The organism is Sporosarcina contaminans (assembly GCF_042679045.1).
GTDB lineage: Bacteria > Bacillota > Bacilli > Bacillales_A > Planococcaceae > Sporosarcina > Sporosarcina contaminans.
In genome coordinates, this window is the sequence record NZ_JBHTLT010000027.1 from 49,739 (window position 1) to 74,993 (window position 25,255).

Sequence of the window (25,255 nt, forward strand, 5' to 3'; positions counted from 1 at the left end):
TAGCCCCCATTTTTCATAAACGTTCAACAATTGTCGCGTTCGCCATTCCCATTCCTTCGCAAATGGCAAGCAAACCATATCGACCGCCCGTTCTTTGCAATTCATTGATCATCGATACAAGCAACTTCGTGCCTGTTGCGCCGAGCGGATGGCCTAATGCAATAGCTCCCCCGTTCGGATTCAGTTTTTCAGGATCTGCGTTCGTTTCTTTCAGCCATGCGAGCGGGACAGGCGCAAATGCTTCATTGACCTCATATGTATCCATATCTTCAATTGTCAGCCCCGCCTTCACTAAAACCTTTCGAGTCGCTTCAATCGGACCAGTCAGCATTAATGTCGGATCCGAACCGACTACAGAGCGCGCAACAATGCGGGCGATCGGCCTTGCACCTAACTCATCCGCTTTTTCTCGAGACATGAGCAATACTGCAGAAGCTCCGTCACTCATCTGGCTTGCATTGCCAGCTGTAATGACGCCATTTTCATCGAACACTGTCCGCAATCCAGCAAGTGCTTCCGGTGTCGAATCAGGGCGTGGACCTTCATCTGTTGCAATGACTTTTACCTCGCCATCTTCACGGACAACTTGTACAGGAACGATTTCCTCTGCAAACTTGCCTTCTTCGATGGCCCGGATCGCCCTCTGATGACTTTCATATGCATAGTTGTCCAACTCTTCCCTGCTAAACCCCCATTGTTTTGCAATACGTTCCGCAGAAAGTCCTTGATTAATAATTTCATATTGCTCAGTCAACTTGCTGCTTGGCTTTGCATCGCCGATATTCGAAAACATAGGCGCCCTTGTCATACTTTCAACCCCACCAGCAATGATGATATCCATATCACCTGACAAAATTGCCTGTGCAGCAAAATGGACAGCTTGCTGACTCGAACCGCATTGCCGGTCAATCGTTACACCCGGCACATGGATCGGAAAACCCGCAATTAAAGCAGCTGTCCGCGCAATATTGCCGCCCTGCTCACCCGATTGCGTTACACAGCCTAAAATGACATCCTCCACTTTACCCTTTTCTATTCCCGCCCGCTTCACCAATTCATCTATGACAACTGCAGCCAATTCATCCGGCCGATATAAAGAAAAACTGCCCTTTCTTCTGCAAACAGCCGACCGAACCCCTTCCACTATAACAACTTCTCTCATACCCTCACCCTATTCTCTGAATTAAATGACATTTCTTATATATTGTCATTTTACATGAAAGCGCTATCAAAATCTACTAATCATTGAGTGCGAAAGTGCTATATTTAGCGAACAAGAATCGAGATAATTGATGTTTAACGTAATTAGAATTATTTGTATGCACAGCTCGCTGCGGCGACGCTTTCGCTCGATTATGCACATGGAACGATCAATGTATCTATGCTACTGATCTTGTATATTTGGAACGATCAAACAACCGTCGGTAGTAACCGATTGTGCAGGCATAACAATCGATGTGATACAGCAACCGCTTGATTTCAACCCGCCCGAGCTCGATTATGTACATCAACCGATCGAATATATACCTGCCCCCGATGTGGAGGCACCATCGATCGATTATGCAGGCGGCATGATGATCGATTGCTTCAACCGATTGGTATAATGGGCCAACCGCCCGATTTTACCTCGCATGCGCCCGATTTCACACTTGAACCGCTTGAACCATCAACGTTACCGATGGATCATGCAGGAGAAACGCTTGTTAACCTGTAAACCGCTTAATCCACAGCCATAACCGATTGAAAGAATATGCAGGCCACCCGATCTCTCGTCTACTCCCCCAAAAATATAGACATACGTCTCAAGTCTTAGTGTAAAATCCGTTCTCCGCCCGTTTGGAGATAAAAGAAAACAACGTATGCTATAGATACATTGAAGGGAGGAACAACAATATGAAGAAATTTGGTCTCGCAATTATCGGCATAGTGGCAGCGATCGTTGTTCTTACGAATATTGGATCGATGATCGGTCTTGCCATTTCCGCCTTAATTGCATTTGCAGGTTTACATTATTACAGAAAGAGCGATTCAACGTTTCTTAAACTGTTCTGGGGCACTGTCCTCGTCATCGGATTATTGACGGCAGTTACGAACATTCCAGCATTCATCGGCATTATTGCATTGTTGGGTGTTTACTATGTATGGCGCAAATGGAATGACACAGAAAGTGAAAAAATCATTACTCAATCTGACGATCCATTCGTTAACTTTGAACGCCAATGGGATGAATTGACAAAATAAGGAGGAATTCAATATGAACTCACTTTGGAATCGATTAAAGTACACAATTCAAGCAGATTTACACACAGTTCTTGACAATAAAGAAAACAAAAACCCTATCGCAATGTTGAATCAATACATTCGCGAAGCGGAAAAACAGACTTCTTCTGTAGGCAAACTGCTTGAGCGTCAAATTAAACTGAAAGAAGAACTTCAAAAAGAATTGGCAGAAGCCGATGCTATGGCTGATAAACGCAGAAAGCAGCTTGAAATTGCAAAAAATGCGGGAGAAGAAGATCTATCTGCTTTCGCACAAGATGAAGTTGACGCTTACGAACGCAGAAGCATGGAAATCACCAAAAGCATTACTGAAACTACGAACGAACTAATTGTGTTAGAACGGAAATTTGAAGAGATGAAGCATAAAGTGAAAGACATGAAAGTGCGACAGCTGCAATTAATGGGCAAAGAGAACGTTACGCGAGCCCATCGCCGGATGGATAAATTCATTTCCCCAGAGCGTGGAGACAAGCCAATGGCTGGCACGGAAGAAATGAAAACGTATATCGAAAACTTAGGCGGTGAGACTACAAAAGAATACGAAAGTTCTTCAATGGAACTTCGTTTAGAAGCACTTGAGAAAAATGCCGCAAAACAAGACGAAGTAGTGTAAAATCGAATCAGGCCCATATTATGATGCATAGTTAGATACCCTTACATGCGATCCGTGACTAAACAGACGTATAATCTCTGTATCCAAGCACGGACCGCATGTTTACTGGCGTAAAACAAGGTTTTATTGACGTGGCATGATGTTCTTCTGGCGTAGGACGCGATTTTATTGGCGTAATATGTAGCTTTTCTGGCGCGAAATGTGGCTTTATTGGCGCAGAAAATGCTTTTACTGGCGCAAAGCTCATTTTACTGGCGCTACATGCAGCTTTGCGTAGAAAATGCTTTGACGCTACATATGTTTTTCTATCGTAATACTAGATTTATTGGAGCGACAAGCTGTTTTATTGTCGTAGAACATGAGTTTCTCAGTGCACCACACAATTTTTCCGGCGCAGAATACTTTTTAACGGTACACCATCAGCATCCAATTGTGACCTATCACCTTACGCTCATTCCGACATCAAGAAGGGGGATTTTAAATGAAACAGTCAAATACAAATAAAATAACCTTTTGGCTGATCGCTTTTTTGTTGATCATTTTTTTCGAATCCGTTTTTTTAGCGAACGGCAATATCATTTTCCTCCTTTTAGGTGCCGGACTCACTTATTACGGTTTTAAAAAACGCTCCAAATGGATGACGTTTACAGGACTCTTTTTTGTATTTATGGCACTTATTACACTATGGAGCCTTCGCCTGCTCATATTCGCTGGTCTTGTCTATCTGCTAATCAATATGTGGAAAGGCATTCCTGCTGAAACGATTATGCGGCCATTAAAGGATTTCCAAGCGCCAACACCGAATGGCATATGGAAAAATAAATTGTTTTCCGTCCAAACATCACCGTTTTCTTCCTATGAATGGGAAGACATTCACATACAAGGATTTTTCGGAGATATTTCCGTTGATGCGACTGAAACCGTATTGCCGAAAGGCACTTCTCTTATTGCCATACGTCAAGGTTTCGGGCGAATAAAAATAGACTTGCCTTATGAAATTCCAGTGCGCATCCATTACACAACACTTTTAGGAGAGGCAAAAATTTTTGATATAAGCCCGAAGCGAATGATCAATGAAACACTTCATTACAAAGATGGCTATGACCACCCGAATTATGACGGTGCAGAGTTAATTATTTCCCTATCGACTTGGATTGGAGATATTGAGGTGACGCGGAAATGAAAGCATTATTTGGACGCGGCATCTCTTTATCTATCCTTTTCATAAGCATTACAGCTGTTTATTTTTATCTTTTATTAGATTTGCCGCTAAAAGAAAGCTATACCGTTTTTTATCAAATTGAGTATGCGAACGTCCCTCTTGGCATATGGATTGTCGTAACCTCTTTCTTATTAGGTTGGATCATCGCTTTTTGGATGGGTGCAATTGGCCGTTCAAAAGAGAATGCTTTTGAAAAACAGCTTACGAGTTTGATTGAGACCGAGCAAGTTTTACAAACAAATAAGACGCTTTCTCCGAGAATCGACCGAACGCTAGAAAACGTCTCAAATGTGCTCATCACTCAAAGAAAGAGTTTACAGAGGATTACAGATGAAAGGGCAGAAGCACAAGATAAGCTTATTCAAGAACGGCTCGTACAAGAACGGCAACGACTTGCAAGGGAGTTGCATGATTCTGTTTCGCAGCAGCTATTTGCAGCTTCAATGCTGTTGTCAGCCATTACGGAACAAAGTGATGAATCGGAGCAAAATTACCGGCCATTGCTTCAAGTAGAAAGGATGGTACAGCAGGCGCAGCTTGAAATGCGGGCTTTGCTCCTTCACTTGCGGCCAGCAGCTTTGAACAACAAATCACTAACCGATGGATTGGAAGAGCTTTTAATCGAATTAAAAGAGAAAGTCAACTTCAATATCCGGTTCCGTTTGGAAGATGTGACTTTGTCAAAAGGAGCAGAAGACCATCTTTTCCGCATTGCACAAGAGACCTTGTCGAATACATTGCGACATGCGCAAGCGACAGAAGTTGAAATATTATTTGTCGAACGCGATGGATTGGCCATTTTACGCATACAAGACAACGGCGTCGGCTTTAAAGATGGTGACAGCAAAGGCGGCTCATACGGATTGCAAAATGTGAAGGAACGCGCAATTGAAATTGGCGGCACTTGCAAAATTGTTTCCGTCCCCTCACAAGGAACGATCGTTGAAGTAAAATTGCCTGCTAAGAAAGGAGAGGAAGTCGATGATTCGGATATTGTTGGCGGATGATCATGAAATGGTGCGAATTGGCGTATCTGCCTATTTAAGCACGCAACAGGATATGGAAGTAGTTGGAGAAGCGACGAACGGCCGTGAAGCTGTTCAAAAAGCGTTGGAATTAAAACCCGACATCATATTAATGGATATGGTCATGCCGGAAATGAACGGCGCCGAAGCTACTGCAGAAATTATTAAACAGTGGCCCGAAGCGAAAATTATGGTTATTACAAGCTTCTTAGACGATGATAAAGTGTATCCAGCCTTGGAAGCAGGTGCGATCAGCTACATATTAAAAACATCAAATGCCAAAAGGATCGCTGAAGCCATCCGGGAAACTTTGAGCGGCAAAACGGTTTTGGAGCCTGAAGTGACGAGCAAAATGATGCAAAAAATGCGTTCAGGCAATGACCGGCAGCCTCATGAGGAATTGACCGATCGCGAGTTGGAGATCTTGCTTTTATTAGCACAAGGGAAATCAAATCAGGAAATCGCCGACGAGCTGTTCATCGCTTTAAAAACAGTCAAAACCCATGTAAGCAACCTATTGTCAAAATTAGAAGTGCAAGATCGGACGCAAGCCGTCATTTACGCATTTCAGAACAAATTAGTGCAATGAAAGGGCTGCTTTCTTTATAGTTCCTTGGTCATAATTGCAGCGTAATTGCTGAACATTGCTGCATAATCACCGAACATCGGTGCATTCCCCTTCCACATTAGTGCATAAGAAAAAAGGCGAGGAATTTTTTTCCTCACCTTTCTTATTCCTATTTTATTGTTTATCCCTATCAATATCATTCCCTCGGTCTTCATCGTAAGGATAACGTTCACCAGGTTCAGGTGTGTTGAATCCGTCGTCTGTATTGGATACTGTAGGGTCATTATCTTTAAATGCATCAGTCATATTTGAATCAGCCGGATCAGCCAATGGCAGTTCATCTGAGGAAGAAGTTTCATAGTCTTGTTTATTCGGGTATTGATCCCCATTATATTGTTTTTGTTCCCGAACTGCTTCGTCCATTGCTCGTTTTGTTTTGTCTGCTGTTTGACGCCCATTCTGCTTCATTTCACCTTTCGTCTGTTCCCAATTCTCTTTGGAAACGTCCGCCTCTTGCAAACTGCTTTCCATTTTGGATAAATAGCGGGATGCATGTTCCTTCCCTCCTAAACCGAATGCAAGTCCGAAAGCTAGCGCCACTCCGCCAAGGGTAAGTATGAAGGCAGCGTTAATAATTGCGGGCGCAATGCCTAATTGGCTGAGCGCCATAAAGAAGGCAAATGCCAAGATTGCGTATTTCGCTACATAACGCAATATGTGCGGGCTGCCGCTTTTCGTCGTCAAAATGCTGCCGACAAATTTTTCAGCCAAGTTCGATAGGTAGAATCCTACCGCTAAAATGATCAAAGCAGCGATTACCATCGGCAAGTATGCAAAGATACCTGTTGCCAAAGTGACCATGAAATGCAAGTTCAACACTTGCAAAGCCTCTACTGCAAATAGCAAAATGACAATCACTTGGACAATCGTTCCGATCATTTGGGAAAGCGTCGGCATTGTAATGCCTGTTTGTTTAACTCCCATCTTGCCGAATAAAGAATTGATTCCCAAGTTGTCCAATAGTGAGACGATAATCCCTTTAATCCACTTCGCTAACAATACGCCGACTAAAACAAGGAAAATGGCTACCGCAATTTTTGGCAGCATCGTCATCATATCATTCAGCATTGCGATCGCAGGCTGTGAAATCCCTTCAATGTCTAACACTTCCAAAGCTGAAATCGTTACAGGCAACATAATGAGGATGAACACAATTGTTCCGACTACACTCGAAACGCTCGTCCCCTTCACGTACGAAGAAAGCTTCAACTTATGAGCCGCACGATCAACACCAACCGATTCCAATAGCTTCGTTAAAATATTGCGCACAATTTTTGCAACGAGCCAGCCTACTAAGAAAATAAGCACGGCTGCGACCAATTTAGGAATGAAATGGACAATGCTTGATAGCATGCCTTCAAACGGACCGCTAATGCCACTTAATCCTAATGCGTGCAAGACAGCAGGAATGAAAATAAGCAAAATAACGTAAAACGAAATATTTGCCGCTGTCTCAACCCATTTCGATTGATCCACCTCTTTAGGTGAGGCCCCTGCTTTTGCAACATACTTATTCAAGTTTAGTTTTTTGCCTACCGTCAATAGTACCTTCTTAACGATTAACGCCAATACCCAAGCAAGCAATAAAATAAGCCCAGCTTTTAATATACTAAGAACCGCACCGCCAATTCCGGAGTACATCGTCATGAAAGGAGCAGCTATCATGGAAGCATTCATGATGTTAAAGAAGAGCAGGAAGGCCAAGAGAAGTATTCCATAGAAGAAGACCTTTCCGATGATTTTCTCCATATTCCATTTTGATTCTTCTACATCCAACCTTTCATTGACACGCGACTTCTTCAGCCTTTTCCGGACAGCATTTTCAACTGCCTTCGCAATGAAAAAGCCGACCAGCAAGACAAGCAAGCCAATGATCAGCTCGGGAAGCCAACTAAAAATATTCGACAAATACAAGTCTCTAAACATTGCAGCGTCCTCCATTCATTTACAATCTTACTTCGACTATTCCTACAAATGGACTGAGCTAAACCTATTTGTCTATAAAGTTGGCAAGCGATTCATATAAGGGATTTCATAATCAATTTACTTTTTATGACTTCTCACCAATAAAAGTATACCTCTCAAGAAAAACATTGCCGAACATACAACTAAAAAGGTCCCCTGGAGAGAAAAAAACGTGTTGAAATGCCTCTCTGCTAGACTCATTGGTAATCAACATTAAAATTGAAACTGCAATAAACTGTGTAGAAATCAATTTTCAAGACACTATAAAATCCCAATATTCAAGATAACATTTTTCAAAGTAACCACATGATTGATACTACATCGAAATGCAGATACCAAAAAAGCGAAGGAAGGAATCGAAATTCCCCCTCCGCCTTCTTACTTAATCTTCTTCAACTTCCATTCGGTTTTTCTTGAACATTTTCGATAGGATTTCGTAAACAATTGGAACGACAATCAATGTCAATAATGTCGAGCTGACAAGACCGCCAATTACCGTGATGCCTAAGCCTTTCGAAATTAATCCGCCGCCTGCTCCATTGCCTAATGCCAATGGTATAAGCGCACCGATTGTCGCGATGGCAGTCATTAAGATCGGACGCAAACGTGTCGCGCCGGCTTCTAACACAGCATCGCGCATTTTCATTCCGCTGCGTTCCATACGGACGATGCGGTCTACAAGAACGATGGCATTCGTAACGACAATACCGATCAACATTAAGAGACCCATCATAACTGGAACGGAAATGGTTTCTCCTGCAATTAACAGTCCGACGAAGGAACCGATCACCGCAAATGGTAATGAGAATAGAATTGCAAACGGTGCAACACCTTCACGGAAAGTTACGACAAGGATGAAGTACACAATCGCAATTGCGGCAAGCATCGCCATGCCAAGCTGTGTAAATGCTTCTTCCATATCAGCTGCAACACCAGCTGTATCGACGTTGACACCTTTCGGCAGATCCAATTCCTCAATTGCTTTATCGACTTCTGAAGTCGCTTTGGACACATCATCTTCTATTAATTTACCAGAAACAGTTGCATAATATTGGCCTTTGCTTCGAGACAACGTGTTGTACGTCGAGCCTTCTTCCATTTCTACAATATCGGATAGTTTGATCGTCGTGCCAACTGCTGTCGGAATTTCCGTTGCCAATATTTCATCAATCGATTTTGGTTGTTCTGCTTCTTCTTGTTTTATGACTACTTCCAATTCATTGCGATCTTTCCCGACGGTCGTTAACACTTCTTGTGTTCTTGTCGGATTCAGCATCATAATGATTTGGCCTGTCGTCAATCCGTATTGCAGCAACTCATCTTGTGTTGCTTTCAATGTATATTGAACATATGCATCTTCAGCGCTTGAAGAAACGTCTTCAATGCCTTTGTTTTCTCCCATTACTTCTTCGACTTGCTGTACTGCTGTTTTCAAGTCGTTCAAATCTTCACTGAAGAATGTATAGCTAATTTCATTTGTGGACATGCCCATTGAACTGAAGTCTTGGCTCTTCCACTCACCTGATTGGCCGATATTAAATACATAGTCTTCAATTTCAGTACGGACTTCTTGGAAGTTTTCCATGTCCGGATCAAAGATCAAATACATTAATGCACCATTCGACCCGCCACCCATCATTGCGGCCATTGGATCGGAGCTATCTGTGATGGACAATTGGACAATATCAATGTCCTTACGCTTTAGCACTTCTTTTTCTACAACTTCAACATTCTTGAGCGTGTCTTCCATTAGCTCGCCTGTCGCCGGTGTATACGTTAAATACATCACTTTCTCTTCATCGCTGCCTAAGAAACTAAAACCTATTAATGGAGTGAGTGCTAAGCTTCCCGCTAACAGCACAATAGAGATAACGGAAGAGATGACTTTATGGTTCAGTGTCCATCCTAAGACACGCTTATACCAATTCGCCATTTTACCTGCCTCTTTATGCTGGCTTTCCGGCTTTTCTCCATAGATCTTTTTCCGGAATAGGAAGTGTGATAGAGCCGGCACGATTGTAATCGCAACAAGCAATGAAGCACCAAGTGCAAACGACATCGTCAAAGCAAATGGCATGAACAACTCACCAACCATACCACCTACAAAGATAAGCGGTGCAAATACCGCTACTGTAACAAGTGTTGATGACATGATCGGTTTAAACATTTCAATCGTCGCTTCGCGAATCAATGCACGTCCCGACAATTTTTCGGTTTTCAAATGAATTCGCCGGTATATATTTTCCACTACGACAATGGAGTCATCGATCACCCGGCCGATTGCGACTGTAATCGCACCTAACGTCATAATATTTAACGTAATGTCCAACCAGTGTAAAATCATAAGCGCCATGAAAATCGAAACCGGAATCGACACAATCGAGATAATGGTCGATTTAATATCACGTAAGAACAGCAAGATGATCAGTACTGCAATCAATCCGCCGAACAGCGCTTTTTCAACCATTGTGGAAACAGATGATTCAATCGGTTCGCCTTGGTCGAGTGATACGTCTACAATCAGGCCATCGATTGCTTTTTCTTCTTCCTTAATTAACTTCTTCACTTCATTGACAACATCGACCGTGTTCGCTCGTTGACCTTTGACAACTTGAATCGCAATTGCGTCTTCTCCATTTGTTCGGGAAACGGACTGCACTTTACCCACTTTTTCAATCGTAGCAATCTCTTCTAACTTCACGAACGGGGAAGGATTTGCTTCAGAAGGCGTTACGGGGATGAGCATGCCTTTCAACTCATCAACCGTCATGAACTTGCCATCTACAGCGACCGCTTGTTCACCTTCTTCAAATTCATATAAACCAAGAGAAACTTCCATATTGCTTGCTTGGATCATTTGTTTAACGGATTCTTCATCCAATCCAAGCTGAGCCATTTTCTCATCATCATATGTAAGCTCCACTTCTTCGATATGCTGCCCAGAAATCGTCGCGGATGCAACGCCATCGATTTTTTCGATTTTCGGAAGCAAGATATCTTCAACTGTTGAAGTCAATTCAACAATATCTTCTGATGTACTGCTGACACTTAATGCAACGACAGGCATCATATTCATGCTAATTGCCGTAATTACAGGTTCTTGAGCATCATCAGGCATTGTTACTGTTTCTAATGCGGATGATAATTCCCGCTTCGCTTCATCCATATCAATTCCATATTCGTACTCAACTTGAATACTGGACATATTGGAATATGAGTTTGAATATACAGACTTCACATGGTCTAAGTTTTCTACCGCTCTTTCCAAAGGTATCGAAACTTCTTCCATAACTTGCTCAGGAGTTGCTCCCGGATAAACATCCATCACCATTAAATACGGAATCGAAATATCCGGCAATGTCTCTGTTTTCATCTGCGTTGCAGAATAAACCCCAGAGACTGTAATAATAATCGTAAGCAACCAAACTGCTAATTTATTCTTAAGAACAAAATTGACTAAGCCTTTCAATATTACACTCCCCTATTTGACAGATTTGACTCAGTTATTTATCATAGTGACTAATCGGTCAATTGTCAAACGAAAGAGTATGGAAGCGAGGCAAAGAAATGACGAAAAAACAACTAATTATGGAGAAAGCCGTGGAGTTATTTGCAGAGCGTGGGTTTGAAGCGACTTCGGTTCAGCAAATAACAGACCATTGCGGTATTTCCAAAGGAGCGTTCTACCTTTCATTCAAATCAAAGGATGAATTGATAATCGCATTGATCGATCACTTTATGAGACAGTTTACCGCAGATATTGACTACGTGGTCAATCAGACGAAAAACGATGCGGAACTTTTATATAATTTTTATCACTATATTTATACTTCTTTCAGCAAACACTCTGACTTTGCAAAAATAATTGCGAAAGAAATGACACAGTCTTTCAATGAAGATCTTTTCTCCAAAATACATGTTTACAATAAAGCTGTTGAAAAAACGATTTTAACAATGATCGATCGGCTGTATGGGGAGCAGCAAAAAGAATTACGATATGACTTGGCTTTTTGCATAAAAGGGTTGATGAACACTTACTCAGAGTTGTTTTTGCTCTATAAATTGCCATTAGATATGGAATCATTAGTTCAGTCGCTCGTTGAAAAAACGAATCTTTTAGCTAAAAATATGACCATACCATTCATTACCGACGAGCTGATCCAACTCATCGATCAGCCCATGGAGGAACTCACTTTGGAGAATGTACTCCAAATTGTGAATAAAAACATTGAAGAAATGGATGATTCAATTGAAAAAGACTCATTGATCCTTCTCAAACAAGAACTATTGGAATCAACAATGCACCCGGCAATTATCAAAGGACTATTGGAAAATATTCAGCAGCACCCGCATTGTAAATGGGCTGCTTATGTTTTGAGAAAGCATTTTCATATGGAGTAATGATAGTGGAAACTGCATCATAGTTCGGGTGCAGTTTTTTTATTGAGTATCAATATAGTAAATCATAGGCATCCAAAATCAATTGAAACTCGCGTATAATGATCATACATTTTAAATGTTTGGGTTTATTACAAAAAACACTGTCAGAGGAGGTATTATACTGAAAAATATAGTCCGTTCTATTTTCATTGTTATTATTTTAGCTGGCTGTTAGCAAACATCCTCATTTCATACGAATGGCCAAACAGAAGGAATCGCTATTATAGATGACCAAAGCTATACAATGGCAATTGGGGATTATGAGTGGCGAGATCATGACTTGATTCTCAGAAGTCTCAGTGGTTTAGACATATATGAGCTATCAGAAGCATTCGATACATTACACGTCGATAAAGGCGCTACAGTGAACATTCAATTTGATCACTCCCCTTCTTCTATTAAGATTAAACAATGGAACGAGGATCATTCAAATAAAGCAGTTGAACTATATGGTGATGAATGGACTCTCCCTGTGGTAGAGGGGCATTATATATATGAGGTGATTGTGGAATGGAACAACGGAAAAGCGACTTACGCATTTGATGTCCATGTAAATTGAAATTAAAAAACAACAAACGCAACACATTTTGCTACGTTTGTTGTTGAAAGCCTCTATGTCACTCACCAATTACTCGATTCAACCCATGAATAACACCAGCGTGTACACCTTCATGCCAAATAACGAATTGTGCAACGGCATCAACCGAATCCATGGAAAAAATAGTACCTAACTTAACCGGTTCTGGCAGGACTTCGTTTAATTTTCCTTCCAAGGCCGTGGAAACACGGTTTGTCTGCTCCTGCAAAGCATCGAGGATTTCTTCATTTGTCGGTGGTTGGCTGTCCCAATTCGCAGGGCTCGTTCCGGTAGCAAAGAATCGCCCCCAGTCTTCGTGCTGCTTTTCATACGTAGGTAATACCAACCCAATAAAATGTTCCATCGTGACATAAATATGTCCTGCATTCCAACGGATCGTATTATTGAACCCTGTTGGCTGTTCATCCCAAGCAGTTTCCTTTGATGATGACAAGCGCCCGATCGTGTATCCTCTTGCAAATTTCAATTGTTCAATTGTTCCCATTTCATCCGCCTCCTTTTTCTATATCATACTAAAAGAAAATGAAAAAAGAAAAGCAGATGCCCACGTTGTTAGGCTCTGCAATTATTCTAGATCGATCGGTCTGTCATTTCTTTTCTGCTTGTTCCATTTTTCGTGTGTCGTCCTGTTGAACTCATGGCTATTGGATTTTTCGGGTACACCCATTTCTGTATGTTCTGTATGGAATTCATTTATAAGCGGCTTGTTTTCACTATAAGCGGATGGATGATCCATACCTGTTTTATCTTCTGCATTTTTACGGAATTCATTCGTCCAGTTCGAGTCGGCAGGGTCCGCCAGAGGCAATTCATGCGTAGGTCTGGCCCCTTTACCGGGATGCAAAATCTTCGGTTCCAAGTCCTTTTTATTCGGATATTTACCATCTACGATCGTCATATGGATTCCTCCTTTTTCTCCTCAAACACGGTAATCCGGTGCAAGGCGAGAAGTAGTCTTCTTCTTTTCCCTCATCTCACCACAATCAAACCTATTTTTCGAAATAATTTGCTTAGGAAACATCATTATGTTTTTGTCGTCAAACTAACTACAGTTTATTAGTTGCGGAGTGATTGCATGCAAAAATGGTTCGGATCTCTTTTCCCAATTGTTAGCATCTTTATTTTATTGTGGATTGAGCAAGGTATAGGTGTATCCTATGGAATTAAAACAGCAGCGAAAGTTTTATTATTCCTTATCATTCCATTAATGCTTTTCCGTTCAACAAAATTTCCTTTTCTGCGCTTTCGGAACGCGGACCGAAAGAGCATTCGACTAGCACTCGTTTTGGGCGGATTCGTTATGGGAGTCATTATCATCGCTTTTCTTTTATTGCAACAGCTCATTGATATAGCTGCGTTGCGTGATGATTTGTTGCAATCCGGCATTACACCTACTGTCTTTCCATTGATTGCACTATACATATTAATTGGAAACTCGATCATTGAGGAATTCTTTTTTCGCGGACTGTTGCCTACCCTTTTAGGTGAAACAAAAATGCGATTCATCCTGCCGCCTTTCTTTTTTGCCATTTACCATATCGCTATCTTCTTGCCCTGGTTTACATTGCCGATTTTACTATTGGCAGTCGGCGGACTTTGGGTTGGCGGTTTGATTTTTCAACTTGTAAATGAAAAAAGCCGAACCATCCTGCCATCTTGGACAATTCATATGTTTGCGGATGTAGGCATCCTTTTGATCGGGATATGGATTTACTATTTTTATTAAAAAAACTGCACAGTTACAATTAAACTGTGCAGTGTCTATTTTATTAGCCAGCAGGAACCGTTACCGTCACTTTAAATAAATCTCCATCTAATTCGATTTTCATCTGTCCGTTATGCATGTCGACGATTGATTGTGCGATCGCTAATCCTAACCCAGAACCGTCTGTATGACGTGCTGTATCTGCGCGTTTGAAACGCTCGAACAATTCATCGACATTTTCGCCTAATTCATACTTTGTTATGTTTTTTACAACAAACTCCGCATTATCTCCCATTTTGCGAAGCGTTATATACACACGTGTGCCGCTTAATGAATATTTAACCGCATTGACGATCAAATTATCCAATACACGCCACCAGCGTTGTCCATCGACGTATGCGATGAACGGTGTTTCCGGAAAAGTCGTTCGGAAATCAAGACCCGATTCGGCAATTTCTTCAGCATGTTCAGCAAGCGCCTGCTGCAATAGCTGTGTTAAATCGACACGTTGCTTATTCAGTTCCAAGTTGCCGCTTGCCATTTTTGACACTTCAAATAAATCCTCGATCAGCGTTTTAAGGCGTTGTGATTTTTTATCAAGTATGTCCACATATTTCGCCCGCTCTTCAGCATCAAGCGTTTCATCTTTCAATAGGTCGGTATACGTAATGATTGATGTCAATGGCGTACGTAAATCATGGCTTACATTTGTGATCAATTCGGTTTTCAATCGCTCGCTTTTCGCCTGCTCACTCATGGAAACTCGGACGCCTTCGCGAAGATTGTTCAAGTTTTTGGCATGTTGCGCGAGTGGCGAGCTACCCTCGACTTTAATGTCTTCATTCAACCGGCCAGCAGCCATTGCTTCCGTCGCTTTCAATATGCGATTCAAATACGCAGAGCGCTTAATGAAAATATAGAGCACTGGCAAAGCAAAGAAAACAACACAGAAGACATACACCACAACAAGAAACGGGTTCATTGCCGCGAAGACAAAACCTATTCCGGCAAGGAAAAATCCAATTAGCAATATGAAGGACTGGACGCCGATCGATCGATTCAAGAACATTTCTTGTAACGCTTTAAAAAATTGAGCAGTATAACTATTTTTCAAATCAGCTTCAAAAACACCTATTTGTTTCCAACGTTCAATTATATTTACAAGCTGAAATGCAAGAAAAGCTGTAACAATCACGCCTCCTACTATGAAGGATGTCAGCCATACGCCCCATCTACCTAAGCTTTGGTACATAAAAAAGTTATGCAAATTAGAATGGCTCTCGACATAGCCAAGCAAAATAAAGGATGTAGCGAACAATAAAGCAATCTTCGCATCTACTTTAACGCCTGAATACCAATTTGCAAACGCTGTTTCCGTCACCCATTCTTTTTGAAACTTAGCGACAGTAAGCAACGCACCTAGTGCCAAAAGGCCGATAAGATAAAAGGCAAACGTCATTGATTTTCCCCGATTGAAATCTTTATACTGTGAATACAGCTCTCCGCCTTTTCCAATAACAGTTTTCGGTATAATGACTTCACCTTCAAACAACTTTACTGGATTGGCCATATTTAATATATCTTCGTCTGTTACATAAACTTCCGAATCATCGTAAGAGATGGAAGACCAATCCCCTCTCACATGTCTATCAGGCAATGAATAAGCCTTTAAATATCCATTAGATGCATTGAACTCTTTTTTGTATATGGATGATGCATAAGTATCCCCGAAAGTATAGGTTTCACCAGTATCCACGTCTGTAAGTGTATAGGCGATCGGCAAAGAAAATGAATTCATTTTAATTTCATTCAAATATTGCTCTAAAACTCTTTCCTTAGCTTTACGAATTTTCGCCTCTACATGAGCATCACTTTCAAAATTCTTTTTGATGTCTTCCAATTTTTTATTGCGCTCTTCGACTAATGTCGTTAATAGATCTTCATTGCCATTATCTTTGGCATCTGCAATTCTCGATGCATATTGATCGTGAATATTAGAAAGCTGATCTGCCAATGTTCCATAGCGAGTTCGATGCTCTTCTATTTCACTGTCGGTCACAGTAATTTTTTTCATCGCCTCTTCTTTATCAATCGGATTTAGTATGGCAGGACCGATGTACTCGTAAAATTCTTCGATTCGCCAAGATATGTCATTGGAGCTTGCAAAGTCTTCGGTAATCAGTCCTATTCCTTGCCTCGCAAACGACAAACTTCCAATGAGCACAATCGTAACGAGCGCAGCCCAAACGAACAGCATAAATTTACTTTTCATCAGGCAGTGCCCCCTCTAATGATGCGTGTAAAATAGGCAATTGCCCGAGTTGAACGTTCCCATCCGTTACTGATCATTTCTACAATCGATGGCATGCAATAAATGATCGTAAGTATTGCAAGTACGATCGCCAAGATTGACCAAACGACCGTCCAATCATTTCTCGATTTTGTAGCCAATGCCCCACACCACCTTCAAATATCTTGGGTTTTTTGGATCTGCTTCAATTTTCTCGCGGATTTTTCGAATATGGACCGCAACAATATTTTCCGCATTATACGCTTCTTCATTCCATACACGCTCGTAAATTTCGTTGATGGAAAACACGCGGCCTGCATTCTTCATAAGTAGCTCTGTAATTTTATACTCGATCGGCGTCAGTTTCACAGGCTTCCCGTCAACAGACAGCTCTTTTGCATTTTCATCCAAGACGAGTCCATCAATCTCCACTTTCTTCTGCCCATCATACGTGCCTAACTGCACATACCTGCGAAGCTGCGATTTGACACGCGCCATCAATTCCAACGGATGAAATGGCTTCGTCACATAATCATCTGCACCGACCGACAAACCATGAATCTTATCCGAATCCTCCGCCTTCGCACTCAGCATAATGATCGGAATGTTTTGCGCCTCCCGAATTTTAAATGTCGCCGCAATCCCGTCCATATTGGGCATCATAATATCAAGAATTAGCAAATGCACTTCATTATTTTGCAATAAATCAAGCGCCTCCCGCCCATCAGCCGCCTTTAGCACATCATAACCTTCATTTTTCAAGTAAATTTCTATCCCATCGCGGATCTCCTTATCATCATCCGCCACAACGACAGTGAATCTCGCCATCATCCGCACCTCGCTTTTCTCTTATGATACCAATTGTATTGCTTAAATCTTAACATTCCCGCAGGTTAATTATGAAGAAATTCTTAAGATGGTAAGATAGGAACCTAAAGATACGCTACGAACGAATACTAAACAAGATAGGTTGGCAAACTGCGGTGGTGGATTGGTGGAAAATATACTTGAAACGGTGGTAAGTCCTTCTGAATCTGTGGTAAAGGGCCGAGTATCGGTGAGAAACTTTTTTACTTGCCGGTTTCTATCTCCCTTAACAAACATAACTTTTCCACTTATGAGTATTGGGGTTCATTCCCCCGAGAATATTATCAAAAAAACGATTGAAGTGCTGCCACCGTATCAACTAGGGATGCGTCCAGATGGTGGGCGATCACATAAACAGCTGCAAGCAATATTGATTGGTAAGGAAGACAATCGTATTTCCGCATAATCCGCAGCCTACAAGCACATCCTTTTATTCATCGGGAGGTGATTAGGTATGTCGAAAGAAAAGAAAATTAAAAAAGGGAACACATTGGATCGTGAAGAATTCGGATACGGGTTTGACATGAGTCCTGACGATATGGATGTCATCGGTAAAAATGACAATGCTAAAAATAGAAACAACAAGAAAAAGAACGATGAAGAGCAACGTCCTCCTACAAACGGATAAACATTGTTGACTTTTTCGAATAAAATAACTATAATCATTTCAATTACATCTTACTAAAGGCAATGAAAGGGAAAAGTAAAAAGAGGATGTCGCATAGAGAGCTTCTGACGGTGGAAATGAAGTGGACAAATCTTTTGAACATGATCCTTGAGCCTCGCACTGAACGCTTTCCGGCTAGTAGGATGCGACGAGGGTTGGCGCTTGTTATCCACGTCAAAGTATACTGCTTTTTTGGCGTGTACTTTTGAGGCATTCGGCGTAAGTCGGCTGTGAAGTAAGGTGGTATCACGGATTCAAACCCCGTCCTTATCGTTTTTTCGATAAGGATGGGGTTTTTTGATTTCCTGAAAGGAGGAAGAATGGATGAGCGTTTTTATAGGAGGAGCTTGGCCATATGCGAATGGATCTTTGCATTTGGGACATATTGCGGCGTTATTGCCGGGGGATATTTTGGCGAGGTATTATCGACTGAAAGGTGAAAATGTGCTATATGCTTCAGGAAGCGATTGCAATGGCACGCCAATTTCGATACGCGCGAATTTAGAGGGCGTACCTGTTAAAGAAATCGCCGATCGATACCATACTGAGTTTATCGTTTGTTTTTCTCGGTTGGGATTTTCGTATGATATTTACACACGAACTGACGGCACGTTTCACCATCAAGTCGTGCGGGAAGTATTTTTGACTTTATTGGATAACGGTTTTATTTTCAAAAAAGAAGTGGAACAGACGTATTGTGAGTTTGACGAGCGGTTTCTTCCTGATCGTTTCGTCGAAGGCATTTGTCCGTATTGCGGAAGCCGGGCACGGGGCGATCAATGCGACAATTGCGGCTCGATTTTAGATCCGCTTGATTTGACGGATCGCACTTGCAAGCTGTGCGGCAATGAACCTACCGTACGAAAGACTGAGCATTTTTATTTTAAATTAAGTGCGTTTCAAGATGAGCTTGAGCAATATGTTGCAAATGCGAAAGCTGAGGGGAGATGGCGTGAAAACGCGATTCACCAATCTGAACGTTATTTACGGGAAGGTCTTCATGACCGGGCAGCCTCAAGGGATTTGGCGAACGGCGTCGGCATCCCGATTATCGGCTATGAGGACAAAAAAATCTATGTGTGGATCGAAGCGGTAACAGGGTACTATTCAGCAAGTCGGGAATGGGCTGCGCTAAATCGTACCGATGATGCGGAATTTTGGAATGAGGACACCATTTCTTACTATGTGCATGGCAAGGACAATATTCCTTTCCATACGATCATTTGGCCAGCCATTCTTTCAGGGATCGGCAAAAGTGCTGCATTGCCGACACATATCGTTTCAAATGAATATTTGACATTAGAAAAAAGGAAGCTATCGACGAGTCAAAACTGGGCAGTATGGGTGCCCGATCTATTGGACCGCTATCATCCGGATTCATTGCGTTACTTCCTGACGGCAAATGCTCCAGAAAACAGGGATGCTGATTTTTCATGGCGGGAGTTCATTTACAGCCATAACTCGGAGTTATTGGGGGCGTACGGAAATTTCGTCAACCGGACATTAAAATTCATCGAAAAATCGTACGGAGGAAGTGTACCAATTGCAGAAATCGATGCCGATATAAAGAAGAACATCGTGGAGCTATATGCAATTGTCGGCGACAAGATTGAAAACGGCCATTTCAAGGAAGCAATCGAGTCGGTTTTTACATTTATTCGCCATGCGAATAAATTTTTCGACGACCAAAAACCGTGGCTTCAAGTAAATGAGGACACGGCGGCATGTGACCGGACGATGGCGACTTGCACTTATGCCATCGCTAACCTATCGCAGCTGCTCTCCCCATTCCTTCCTTTTTCAAGTGAGGAAGTGCAGTCGATGCTGAAACTGCGCAATCCTGAATGGAAGGAAACCGAAATCAGGAATTTGACATTGGAACAAGTGAAGCCGCTATTTGAACGCATCGACAAAGGGCAAATCGAGGTGGAATTGGAGCGGCTCGAAAAACAATCATTAACTAAAGAGAAGTAAAGTGAAGCCTTAGGCGTCCGTTCAATTTTACTCTTTCGGTCGCCTCGGTTTTTTCACTATATTTTCTTGTATACATGATGGAACTTAAGGGGTCCCACTGTTCCCACGTATGCATTTGTTCATCACTTATTTTTCACATCAACCAATTCAAAACGCTCACAAACAAGCAGCATGTCCTTTGTAAATTCGCGTCCAATTGCTTGTAATTCTTCTTTAAAGAACTCTTCATGAACGTCCCACCAATATTGATAGCTTCTGTCCCCTTCACCTTCCGCAATAGCAAACTCTTCCGGAACTTCATTCATCGGTGACAGTGTAACCTCCACTGTTTTAATGATTGCAACAGGTTGATCCTCACTGTTTAGAATAATGCTGTAATCTCCTATTTGAGGGATCGGTTCATTTTCCAGTTCGTAAAATACATGTCCGGAACAAGTTGCCGTTTTAATGCCATCTACTACTAATTTGGCAAGATAGTTAGGATTCCCCCCAAATTGCCAGGCAGCAACAGACTCAGGTTGTTCCTTGTTTTTCCAGTACTCATTCCAGTATGTCTGTGCAGCTTGATTCATCATTTTCCCCCCATTAAAGCATTCATTTTTTAGTACCAATGCGTTAAATAAACAACGAAGAACAATGCATCTGAACGTATCCTTCATGCCTACAATCGCCAGAATAACCGGTAATGTTAAAACGATTCCAAATGCAATCTTATAAAAAGCTCACTTGCTAATTATCAACTTCCTCGTCTTTACCTTTTTCTTTATGCTTCTTACTTAACGTTTTTATAGATTCTGGTATTCCGACAAAGATGATGATACCACCTATTACCGTTAAAAAGGTATGTAAACTAATTCTTTTTATTTCAAGACTAGTAAAATAACAAGAAAGAAGATTCTCCAATAAAAAAGAAATGTATTGTATTCTTCAAGAAAAACACTCCTGCTTTGTCGCCGATGGTCTGATTCAGGCAAAGAGATCTCCAACCACTTACCTTTTAGTGGATTATGGCACTTAAATCTCCCAATTGAGCTCTTCAATATTTGATCATTCCAATTCTCTAACACACAAACCTGTAATGCACTGTGACACTACGTCAGGTCTGTCCAAATAAATTAAATGACCTGATCGCTCGGCAAAAATCAGTTTGCTTTTCGTAGATAAATTTGCCTGGTCAGTAATAAGTTCTCGCCATTTCTCTTCAAACACTCGCATTTCCCATTCAGGAATCCCTTCCTCCACGCCATGCTTTATGCAATATTCTTTATCCCTCCCGACTACGATAAGTGGAACATCAGGAAATTCACCTATACTCTTTACAATTTCAGCATCTGTTTTCCAGTTTTCCAACTCAGAACGCATTGCTTTGTACAATGTAGGATTTACTTGGAATTCCAATAGTCTTTCTTGTATTGCGAGTGGGAATTGCTTTTGTTTCTCAGTTAGCGAAGGGCTAATTACTTTGCACAGTTCCTCCCTATTCATTGAAGAGTAAAGGCTGCATTTTTCTATCCACGCTTCGTCTGAAGAATCCTCATCTAATATAGGTAAATGTAATGTATCAAGAATGCTAAAATCAACAGAAGTGGAATCGACAAACACACCCCCTCTTATATGATTTGGAAATAATTTAATAAAATGTTGTGCACATAACCCGCCATAGGAATGCCCGACCAAAATGATCGGCTCATGGATCGTTAATTGAAGAAGCAATTGCATTAATTCGTCAGCGACTGCTCGGGTCGTTCTACTCTCTTCCCCAATTTCGCTCATGCCAAGACCTGGCCTATGAAACATAATGACTTTATTTGTTTTACTCAATTCCTCGGTGACTTCATGCCACTCATCAAAGGAACACCCCATCCCAGTCAATAGAACGATTGGTATTCCATGACTTCCTTTTTGTACAACCTCTACTTTTCTGCTATTTATAACTATATTTTGGTTGATTCTACTCACCCTTTTTAAAGTCAGGTACCATTTAATAAAGGTTAACAGCCATCACTTTCCACTTCGCTTTTCATTTACAATAAAACCAAGTTCTTGAAGCTTCTCTGCAATTTCCGGATCGATCTCATTTTCTTCCTTCATGATCAAATCATCCGTTTCAATTGCTTTGAACGTATTGTGAATGGATTTCAACTGATTCATTTGCTCAACTGTCGGCGGATTGTTCGCCATTTCGTTCAGCAGGGCGATTACGCCTTCTAAAGAAACATTCATCTCTTGATTCAATTCAGCAACGATTTCCAACAACCCTTGAGCATGCCTTACATCCGAGAGGATTGGTTCGATGATTGCCATTCTCTCCTGAGGGTCTTGAAGTGCAGGCTCATCTGCGTCCAAAATGAATAGCGATTTCTTAGTAAATGCTGTTGCCATTAATTCATATGCCTCTTCAAAAAATGCATACGATGTAGTTTGATTAAAGTGATCATTCACGTTCTCTTTTTTATAAACAGTCTCTTTCCGATATCCTTTTTCATTTTTATCGTATGTGAATTGTTGAACAATTTTATCGGCATGCTGTGTTTTAAGCATAACGATTCCCGGTTTGCCATCGAAGGTTGTTGTGCCAAAGTCGATTGAGCCTAACTGGACATAATCATCAAAAAGCGGATACGTTTCCTCCCCATCTTTTACTACTAACAGCCAATTCTGACCATCGTCCCAAGCAAATTGGCCATTGTCCATTTTCCCTGCGTTTACATAGAGTTCAATTTCTTCCTCTTCTCCATCCCCATCAATGTCTAATGTTATTTTCTTATAAAGCGTTTGCGGATATTGTTCAATGTCTTTTGCTGTGATCATTGAATTATCATCACTAATTTGTTGATTCGTCGCTATTTCGTGCGATGCCCTTTCCTCTTCAATCGTTTTTAAAAGAGAATCTCTTTCTATTGTAATTTGATCGATTTGCTTTTTTAGTTCATGAATATCTTCGGTTTGATCAGAACAACCGACAAGTATACCTAATAGACATGCAACCCCGATTAAAAAAACTCTCATTTCTCTATCTCCCTTTAATAGACTTTCTGCCCTTTTGTTCATTAATCATTCAAGTTGATTTTAATAAGAACACACCTTATCCGGCATAATAATATAAAAAAGCGATACCAAACGACACATCATTTTAATATCGCAAACGTCTTACAACCTTATACCGAAACTAAATTTTCTCTATTGGTTTGCGTAAAATTTTTTCCATTGCTTTTCCTTTTGCCAATTCATCGATCAGCTTGTCCATATAACGAATCTCCCTCATCGTTGGTTCTTCGATCTCTTCTACACGGACACCGCAAACTACCCCTTTTATCAAATCCCGTGAAGGATTCATTTGGGGAGCTTCTGCAAAAAACGTTTCAAAATCCGTTCCGTTTTCCAATATCTCTTTTAACTCTTCTTGGCTGTAGCCTGTCAACCAACCGACAATTTCATCGACTTCCGATTTTGTACGTCCTTTCTTCTCTGCTTTCGTAACGTAATGTGGATAAACACTCGCAAAGCTTGTTGTGTAAATTCTATGTTTGGACATCATACATTCTCCTTCACATTCGGTTAGATGGAATAGTTGTAGTAAACTTTATTTTATTATAACGCTAATGAAAGTTTTTTGATCTCAAAGCTTCAATTGATCCTATTTAAAAAATACAGTTCCATTCTTTTCTGCCAAGATCATTAAAAACATTGGTCTCCGGTTTTCATCTTCCAATTCGGGATTCCCTTTTAACATTTCATTTGAAGGAAATGATTCCTTGACTGCTCTGACCATAAATCCTGCATCAATCAAATCGTTTATATAGGTTGCAAACGTCCGATGGTATTTTGTAACATCCTCATTTAAAAACAATGTTTCACGTATACCTTCTATTTGATAGTTATCAACTGGCCAATGCAGGCGGTTCCCTTGCTCATCATAATGCCAATCCTGCTCTTTTCTAGAAGTGAAAATGGGGTGTTCCACAGAAAAAACAAAACTGCCGCCAGGCTTTAGATAATCATAAACCTTTTTACAAATTGCTTGAAACGACTCCACATAGTGAAATGCAAGCGAGCTGATCACCACGTCAAATTGGGAATCTTGAAAATCGATATCCTCAATTGATGATTGAATGTAAGAAATTAATAAATCATTTGTCATTTTAATCGCTCTTTGAATCATTTTTTCTGAGATATCTACACCTACCACAAAGTTTGCTTGCTGCTCACGGGCATATCGACAATGCCATCCAAAACCACAACCTAAGTCGAGTACGGTCTTATTTTTTAAATCTGGTATTAGCTCTTTTAACATATGCCATTCCCCTGCACCCTCAAGTCCTTTAACGGAACGAGCCATTTGTTCATAGGCTAAAAAGAAATTTGGATCATCGTATTTATTTTGTTTCATTATCAACCATCTCCCGTTTGGTGATCAGTTAGGTTTTACGATTGCCTAACGGAAATGTGATGTATGCTAAAACAATTCATTTAGCGATTTATCCCTGCTGTTGAACGTTATCAAAGAAAAAACTTTTATAATACTCAAGGGAAGGAACGACAATGCCTTCATTAAACATCTTTTCGAGCTCCAATATAGTAACCCATTTAGCATCGATTACCTCTTCGGGCTGAAGCGCGGTGTCTTCGATGGAAAAATCATGGGTAAATAACCAAACGTCACGAAAATTGTGATGACGTCTTTCGCTTTTCACCAATTTTCCGTTAGCACTCGATAGATCGATCCCGATTTCTTCTTTTACTTCCCTCAAGGCAGCTTCTAAACTGTTTTCACCCGCTAAAGCCGACCCACCGGGGCATTCCCACATGTTTGGAAAGCGCTTATCAGGATGCCGTTTAGCCAACAGTATTTCTTGGTTACTATTAATGATCCAAATGGAGACGACTAAATGATAATCTCCTTTTGTAAGCGGTTTTCCTCGTTCATGTACCCTACCAGTTTTCATTCTGTTTTTATCATATACATCCCAAAGCTCCATCA

26 protein-coding genes are annotated in these 25,255 nt (G+C 41.1%); 12 read left to right on the top strand and 14 right to left on the bottom strand.

Features of this window, described 5'->3' with window-relative positions; translation table 11 throughout:
• Positions 1-13: 13 nt before the first annotated feature.
• Positions 14-1,162 (bottom strand): thiolase family protein, encoded by a 1,149-nt coding sequence (locus ACFQ38_RS05610; RefSeq protein WP_336825524.1) that lies wholly within the window; start codon positions 1,160-1,162, stop codon positions 14-16.
• 295 nt (positions 1,163-1,457) lie between these two features.
• Here ACFQ38_RS05610 and ACFQ38_RS05615 point away from each other — a divergent pair, with 295 nt between their 5' ends.
• The 7 genes from ACFQ38_RS05615 to ACFQ38_RS05645 all read left to right on the top strand — a co-directional run bounded on the left by ACFQ38_RS05615 (position 1,458) and on the right by ACFQ38_RS05645 (position 5,729).
• Positions 1,458-1,604, top strand: coding sequence for a hypothetical protein (locus tag ACFQ38_RS05615; RefSeq protein WP_381480007.1), 147 nt, complete (start codon positions 1,458-1,460; stop codon positions 1,602-1,604).
• Positions 1,605-1,893: 289 nt separating this feature from the next.
• The gene (locus ACFQ38_RS05620; RefSeq protein WP_336825527.1) at positions 1,894-2,241 is read left to right on the top strand and encodes a lmo0954 family membrane protein; all 348 of its coding nucleotides are present in this window, start codon (positions 1,894-1,896) and stop codon (positions 2,239-2,241) included.
• Between the two features lie 13 nt (positions 2,242-2,254).
• Positions 2,255-2,893: a PspA/IM30 family protein gene (locus ACFQ38_RS05625; RefSeq protein ID WP_336825529.1), complete on the top strand. Its 639-nt coding sequence runs from the start codon at positions 2,255-2,257 to the stop codon at positions 2,891-2,893.
• A gap of 210 nt (positions 2,894-3,103) precedes the next feature.
• Entirely contained in the window at positions 3,104-3,397 is a 294-nt protein-coding gene (locus ACFQ38_RS05630; RefSeq protein WP_381480008.1) for a hypothetical protein, read from the top strand.
• A complete protein-coding gene (gene liaF / locus ACFQ38_RS05635) occupies positions 3,375-4,076 on the top strand; it encodes a cell wall-active antibiotics response protein LiaF (RefSeq protein WP_336825531.1) in 702 nt (233 codons plus the stop codon). Before ACFQ38_RS05630 ends, liaF begins: the two co-directional genes overlap by 23 nt.
• Positions 4,073-5,122 (top strand): sensor histidine kinase, encoded by a 1,050-nt coding sequence (locus ACFQ38_RS05640; protein ID WP_336825532.1) that lies wholly within the window; start codon positions 4,073-4,075, stop codon positions 5,120-5,122. The genes liaF and ACFQ38_RS05640 overlap by 4 nt, the downstream gene beginning before the upstream one ends.
• Complete coding sequence (locus tag ACFQ38_RS05645; protein WP_336825533.1) at positions 5,097-5,729, top strand: response regulator transcription factor; 633 nt, start codon at positions 5,097-5,099, stop codon at positions 5,727-5,729. Before ACFQ38_RS05640 ends, ACFQ38_RS05645 begins: the two co-directional genes overlap by 26 nt.
• A gap of 153 nt (positions 5,730-5,882) precedes the next feature.
• Here ACFQ38_RS05645 and ACFQ38_RS05650 read toward each other — a convergent pair whose 3' ends face one another.
• Both ACFQ38_RS05650 and ACFQ38_RS05655 read right to left on the bottom strand, forming a co-directional pair.
• Positions 5,883-7,694 (bottom strand): mechanosensitive ion channel, encoded by a 1,812-nt coding sequence (locus tag ACFQ38_RS05650; protein ID WP_381480010.1) that lies wholly within the window; start codon positions 7,692-7,694, stop codon positions 5,883-5,885.
• A gap of 421 nt (positions 7,695-8,115) precedes the next feature.
• Positions 8,116-11,202, bottom strand: coding sequence for an efflux RND transporter permease subunit (locus ACFQ38_RS05655; RefSeq protein WP_336825043.1), 3,087 nt, complete (start codon positions 11,200-11,202; stop codon positions 8,116-8,118).
• A gap of 98 nt (positions 11,203-11,300) precedes the next feature.
• Here ACFQ38_RS05655 and ACFQ38_RS05660 point away from each other — a divergent pair, with 98 nt between their 5' ends.
• Complete coding sequence (locus tag ACFQ38_RS05660) at positions 11,301-12,134, top strand: TetR/AcrR family transcriptional regulator (protein ID WP_336825042.1); 834 nt, start codon at positions 11,301-11,303, stop codon at positions 12,132-12,134.
• Positions 12,135-12,453: 319 nt separating this feature from the next.
• Positions 12,454-12,732 carry a hypothetical protein gene (locus tag ACFQ38_RS05665; RefSeq protein WP_381480011.1) on the top strand — a complete coding sequence of 93 codons (279 nt, stop codon included), beginning with the start codon at positions 12,454-12,456 and terminating at the stop codon, positions 12,730-12,732.
• Positions 12,733-12,790: 58 nt separating this feature from the next.
• Here the strand turns inward: ACFQ38_RS05665 and ACFQ38_RS05670 are convergent, their stop codons facing one another.
• Positions 12,791-13,255 carry a DinB family protein gene (locus ACFQ38_RS05670; protein WP_381480012.1) on the bottom strand — a complete coding sequence of 155 codons (465 nt, stop codon included), beginning with the start codon at positions 13,253-13,255 and terminating at the stop codon, positions 12,791-12,793.
• A gap of 81 nt (positions 13,256-13,336) precedes the next feature.
• Positions 13,337-13,669: a hypothetical protein gene (locus ACFQ38_RS05675; RefSeq protein ID WP_336825039.1), complete on the bottom strand. Its 333-nt coding sequence runs from the start codon at positions 13,667-13,669 to the stop codon at positions 13,337-13,339.
• A 177-nt stretch (positions 13,670-13,846) separates the two neighbouring features.
• Between ACFQ38_RS05675 and ACFQ38_RS05680 the strand changes: the two genes are divergently transcribed.
• The gene (locus ACFQ38_RS05680) at positions 13,847-14,497 is read left to right on the top strand and encodes a CPBP family intramembrane glutamic endopeptidase (RefSeq protein WP_336825038.1); all 651 of its coding nucleotides are present in this window, start codon (positions 13,847-13,849) and stop codon (positions 14,495-14,497) included.
• Between the two features lie 43 nt (positions 14,498-14,540).
• Here the strand turns inward: ACFQ38_RS05680 and ACFQ38_RS05685 are convergent, their stop codons facing one another.
• Genes ACFQ38_RS05685 through ACFQ38_RS05695 form a run of 3 tightly spaced genes read right to left on the bottom strand, consistent with a single transcriptional unit; the run spans position 14,541 to position 17,594 of the window.
• On the bottom strand, positions 14,541-16,748 hold the full coding sequence (locus ACFQ38_RS05685; RefSeq protein ID WP_381480013.1) for a sensor histidine kinase: 2,208 nt from the start codon (positions 16,746-16,748) through the stop codon (positions 14,541-14,543).
• On the bottom strand, positions 16,748-16,927 hold the full coding sequence (locus ACFQ38_RS05690) for a hypothetical protein (RefSeq protein ID WP_336825036.1): 180 nt from the start codon (positions 16,925-16,927) through the stop codon (positions 16,748-16,750). Before ACFQ38_RS05690 ends, ACFQ38_RS05685 begins: the two co-directional genes overlap by 1 nt.
• The gene (locus ACFQ38_RS05695) at positions 16,905-17,594 is read right to left on the bottom strand and encodes a response regulator transcription factor (RefSeq protein ID WP_336825035.1); all 690 of its coding nucleotides are present in this window, start codon (positions 17,592-17,594) and stop codon (positions 16,905-16,907) included. The genes ACFQ38_RS05690 and ACFQ38_RS05695 overlap by 23 nt, the downstream gene beginning before the upstream one ends.
• 493 nt (positions 17,595-18,087) lie before the next feature.
• Here ACFQ38_RS05695 and ACFQ38_RS05700 point away from each other — a divergent pair, with 493 nt between their 5' ends.
• Both ACFQ38_RS05700 and metG read left to right on the top strand, forming a co-directional pair.
• Positions 18,088-18,261, top strand: coding sequence for a hypothetical protein (locus ACFQ38_RS05700; RefSeq protein WP_381480015.1), 174 nt, complete (start codon positions 18,088-18,090; stop codon positions 18,259-18,261).
• Positions 18,262-18,624: 363 nt separating this feature from the next.
• Positions 18,625-20,274, top strand: a complete 1,650-nt coding sequence (gene metG, locus ACFQ38_RS05705) for a methionine--tRNA ligase (protein WP_336825033.1) — start codon at positions 18,625-18,627, stop codon at positions 20,272-20,274.
• Positions 20,275-20,396: 122 nt separating this feature from the next.
• On the opposite strand, the gene ACFQ38_RS05710 is transcribed toward metG, so the two are convergent.
• The 6 genes from ACFQ38_RS05710 to ACFQ38_RS05735 all read right to left on the bottom strand — a co-directional run bounded on the left by ACFQ38_RS05710 (position 20,397) and on the right by ACFQ38_RS05735 (position 25,253).
• Positions 20,397-20,846 carry an ASCH domain-containing protein gene (locus ACFQ38_RS05710; protein WP_336825032.1) on the bottom strand — a complete coding sequence of 150 codons (450 nt, stop codon included), beginning with the start codon at positions 20,844-20,846 and terminating at the stop codon, positions 20,397-20,399.
• Between the two features lie 475 nt (positions 20,847-21,321).
• A complete protein-coding gene (locus tag ACFQ38_RS05715; RefSeq protein ID WP_336825031.1) occupies positions 21,322-22,233 on the bottom strand; it encodes an alpha/beta hydrolase in 912 nt (303 codons plus the stop codon).
• Between the two features lie 42 nt (positions 22,234-22,275).
• Complete coding sequence (locus tag ACFQ38_RS05720) at positions 22,276-23,283, bottom strand: hypothetical protein (RefSeq protein WP_381480016.1); 1,008 nt, start codon at positions 23,281-23,283, stop codon at positions 22,276-22,278.
• Between the two features lie 160 nt (positions 23,284-23,443).
• Complete coding sequence (locus tag ACFQ38_RS05725; RefSeq protein WP_381480017.1) at positions 23,444-23,809, bottom strand: DUF2200 domain-containing protein; 366 nt, start codon at positions 23,807-23,809, stop codon at positions 23,444-23,446.
• A gap of 102 nt (positions 23,810-23,911) precedes the next feature.
• Positions 23,912-24,664 (bottom strand): class I SAM-dependent methyltransferase, encoded by a 753-nt coding sequence (locus ACFQ38_RS05730; RefSeq protein WP_381480018.1) that lies wholly within the window; start codon positions 24,662-24,664, stop codon positions 23,912-23,914.
• Between the two features lie 88 nt (positions 24,665-24,752).
• A complete protein-coding gene (locus ACFQ38_RS05735) occupies positions 24,753-25,253 on the bottom strand; it encodes an NUDIX hydrolase (RefSeq protein WP_336825027.1) in 501 nt (166 codons plus the stop codon).
• Positions 25,254-25,255 lie beyond the last annotated feature (2 nt).

Bases quoted from the DNA above. Each gene is read 5' to 3' on its own strand.
- metG (WP_336825033.1), top strand. From the start codon at position 18,625: ATGAGCGTTTTTATAGGAGGAGCTTGGCCATATGCGAATGGATCTTTG.
- ACFQ38_RS05675 (WP_336825039.1), bottom strand. From the start codon at position 13,669: ATGACGATCGTAGATGGTAAATATCCGAATAAAAAGGACTTGGAACCG.
- ACFQ38_RS05625 (WP_336825529.1), top strand. From the start codon at position 2,255: ATGAACTCACTTTGGAATCGATTAAAGTACACAATTCAAGCAGATTTA.
- ACFQ38_RS05660 (WP_336825042.1), top strand. From the start codon at position 11,301: ATGACGAAAAAACAACTAATTATGGAGAAAGCCGTGGAGTTATTTGCA.
- ACFQ38_RS05730 (WP_381480018.1), bottom strand. From the start codon at position 24,664: ATGAAACAAAATAAATACGATGATCCAAATTTCTTTTTAGCCTATGAA.
- ACFQ38_RS05640 (WP_336825532.1), top strand. From the start codon at position 4,073: ATGAAAGCATTATTTGGACGCGGCATCTCTTTATCTATCCTTTTCATA.
- ACFQ38_RS05680 (WP_336825038.1), top strand. From the start codon at position 13,847: ATGCAAAAATGGTTCGGATCTCTTTTCCCAATTGTTAGCATCTTTATT.
- ACFQ38_RS05645 (WP_336825533.1), top strand. From the start codon at position 5,097: ATGATTCGGATATTGTTGGCGGATGATCATGAAATGGTGCGAATTGGC.
- ACFQ38_RS05670 (WP_381480012.1), bottom strand. From the start codon at position 13,255: ATGGGAACAATTGAACAATTGAAATTTGCAAGAGGATACACGATCGGG.
- ACFQ38_RS05710 (WP_336825032.1), bottom strand. From the start codon at position 20,846: ATGAATCAAGCTGCACAGACATACTGGAATGAGTACTGGAAAAACAAG.
- ACFQ38_RS05700 (WP_381480015.1), top strand. From the start codon at position 18,088: ATGTCGAAAGAAAAGAAAATTAAAAAAGGGAACACATTGGATCGTGAA.
- liaF (WP_336825531.1), top strand. From the start codon at position 3,375: ATGAAACAGTCAAATACAAATAAAATAACCTTTTGGCTGATCGCTTTT.
- ACFQ38_RS05695 (WP_336825035.1), bottom strand. From the start codon at position 17,594: ATGGCGAGATTCACTGTCGTTGTGGCGGATGATGATAAGGAGATCCGC.
- ACFQ38_RS05685 (WP_381480013.1), bottom strand. From the start codon at position 16,748: ATGAAAAGTAAATTTATGCTGTTCGTTTGGGCTGCGCTCGTTACGATT.
- ACFQ38_RS05720 (WP_381480016.1), bottom strand. From the start codon at position 23,283: ATGAGAGTTTTTTTAATCGGGGTTGCATGTCTATTAGGTATACTTGTC.
- ACFQ38_RS05735 (WP_336825027.1), bottom strand. From the start codon at position 25,253: ATGGAGCTTTGGGATGTATATGATAAAAACAGAATGAAAACTGGTAGG.
- ACFQ38_RS05725 (WP_381480017.1), bottom strand. From the start codon at position 23,809: ATGTCCAAACATAGAATTTACACAACAAGCTTTGCGAGTGTTTATCCA.
- ACFQ38_RS05620 (WP_336825527.1), top strand. From the start codon at position 1,894: ATGAAGAAATTTGGTCTCGCAATTATCGGCATAGTGGCAGCGATCGTT.
- ACFQ38_RS05650 (WP_381480010.1), bottom strand. From the start codon at position 7,694: ATGTTTAGAGACTTGTATTTGTCGAATATTTTTAGTTGGCTTCCCGAG.
- ACFQ38_RS05610 (WP_336825524.1), bottom strand. From the start codon at position 1,162: ATGAGAGAAGTTGTTATAGTGGAAGGGGTTCGGTCGGCTGTTTGCAGA.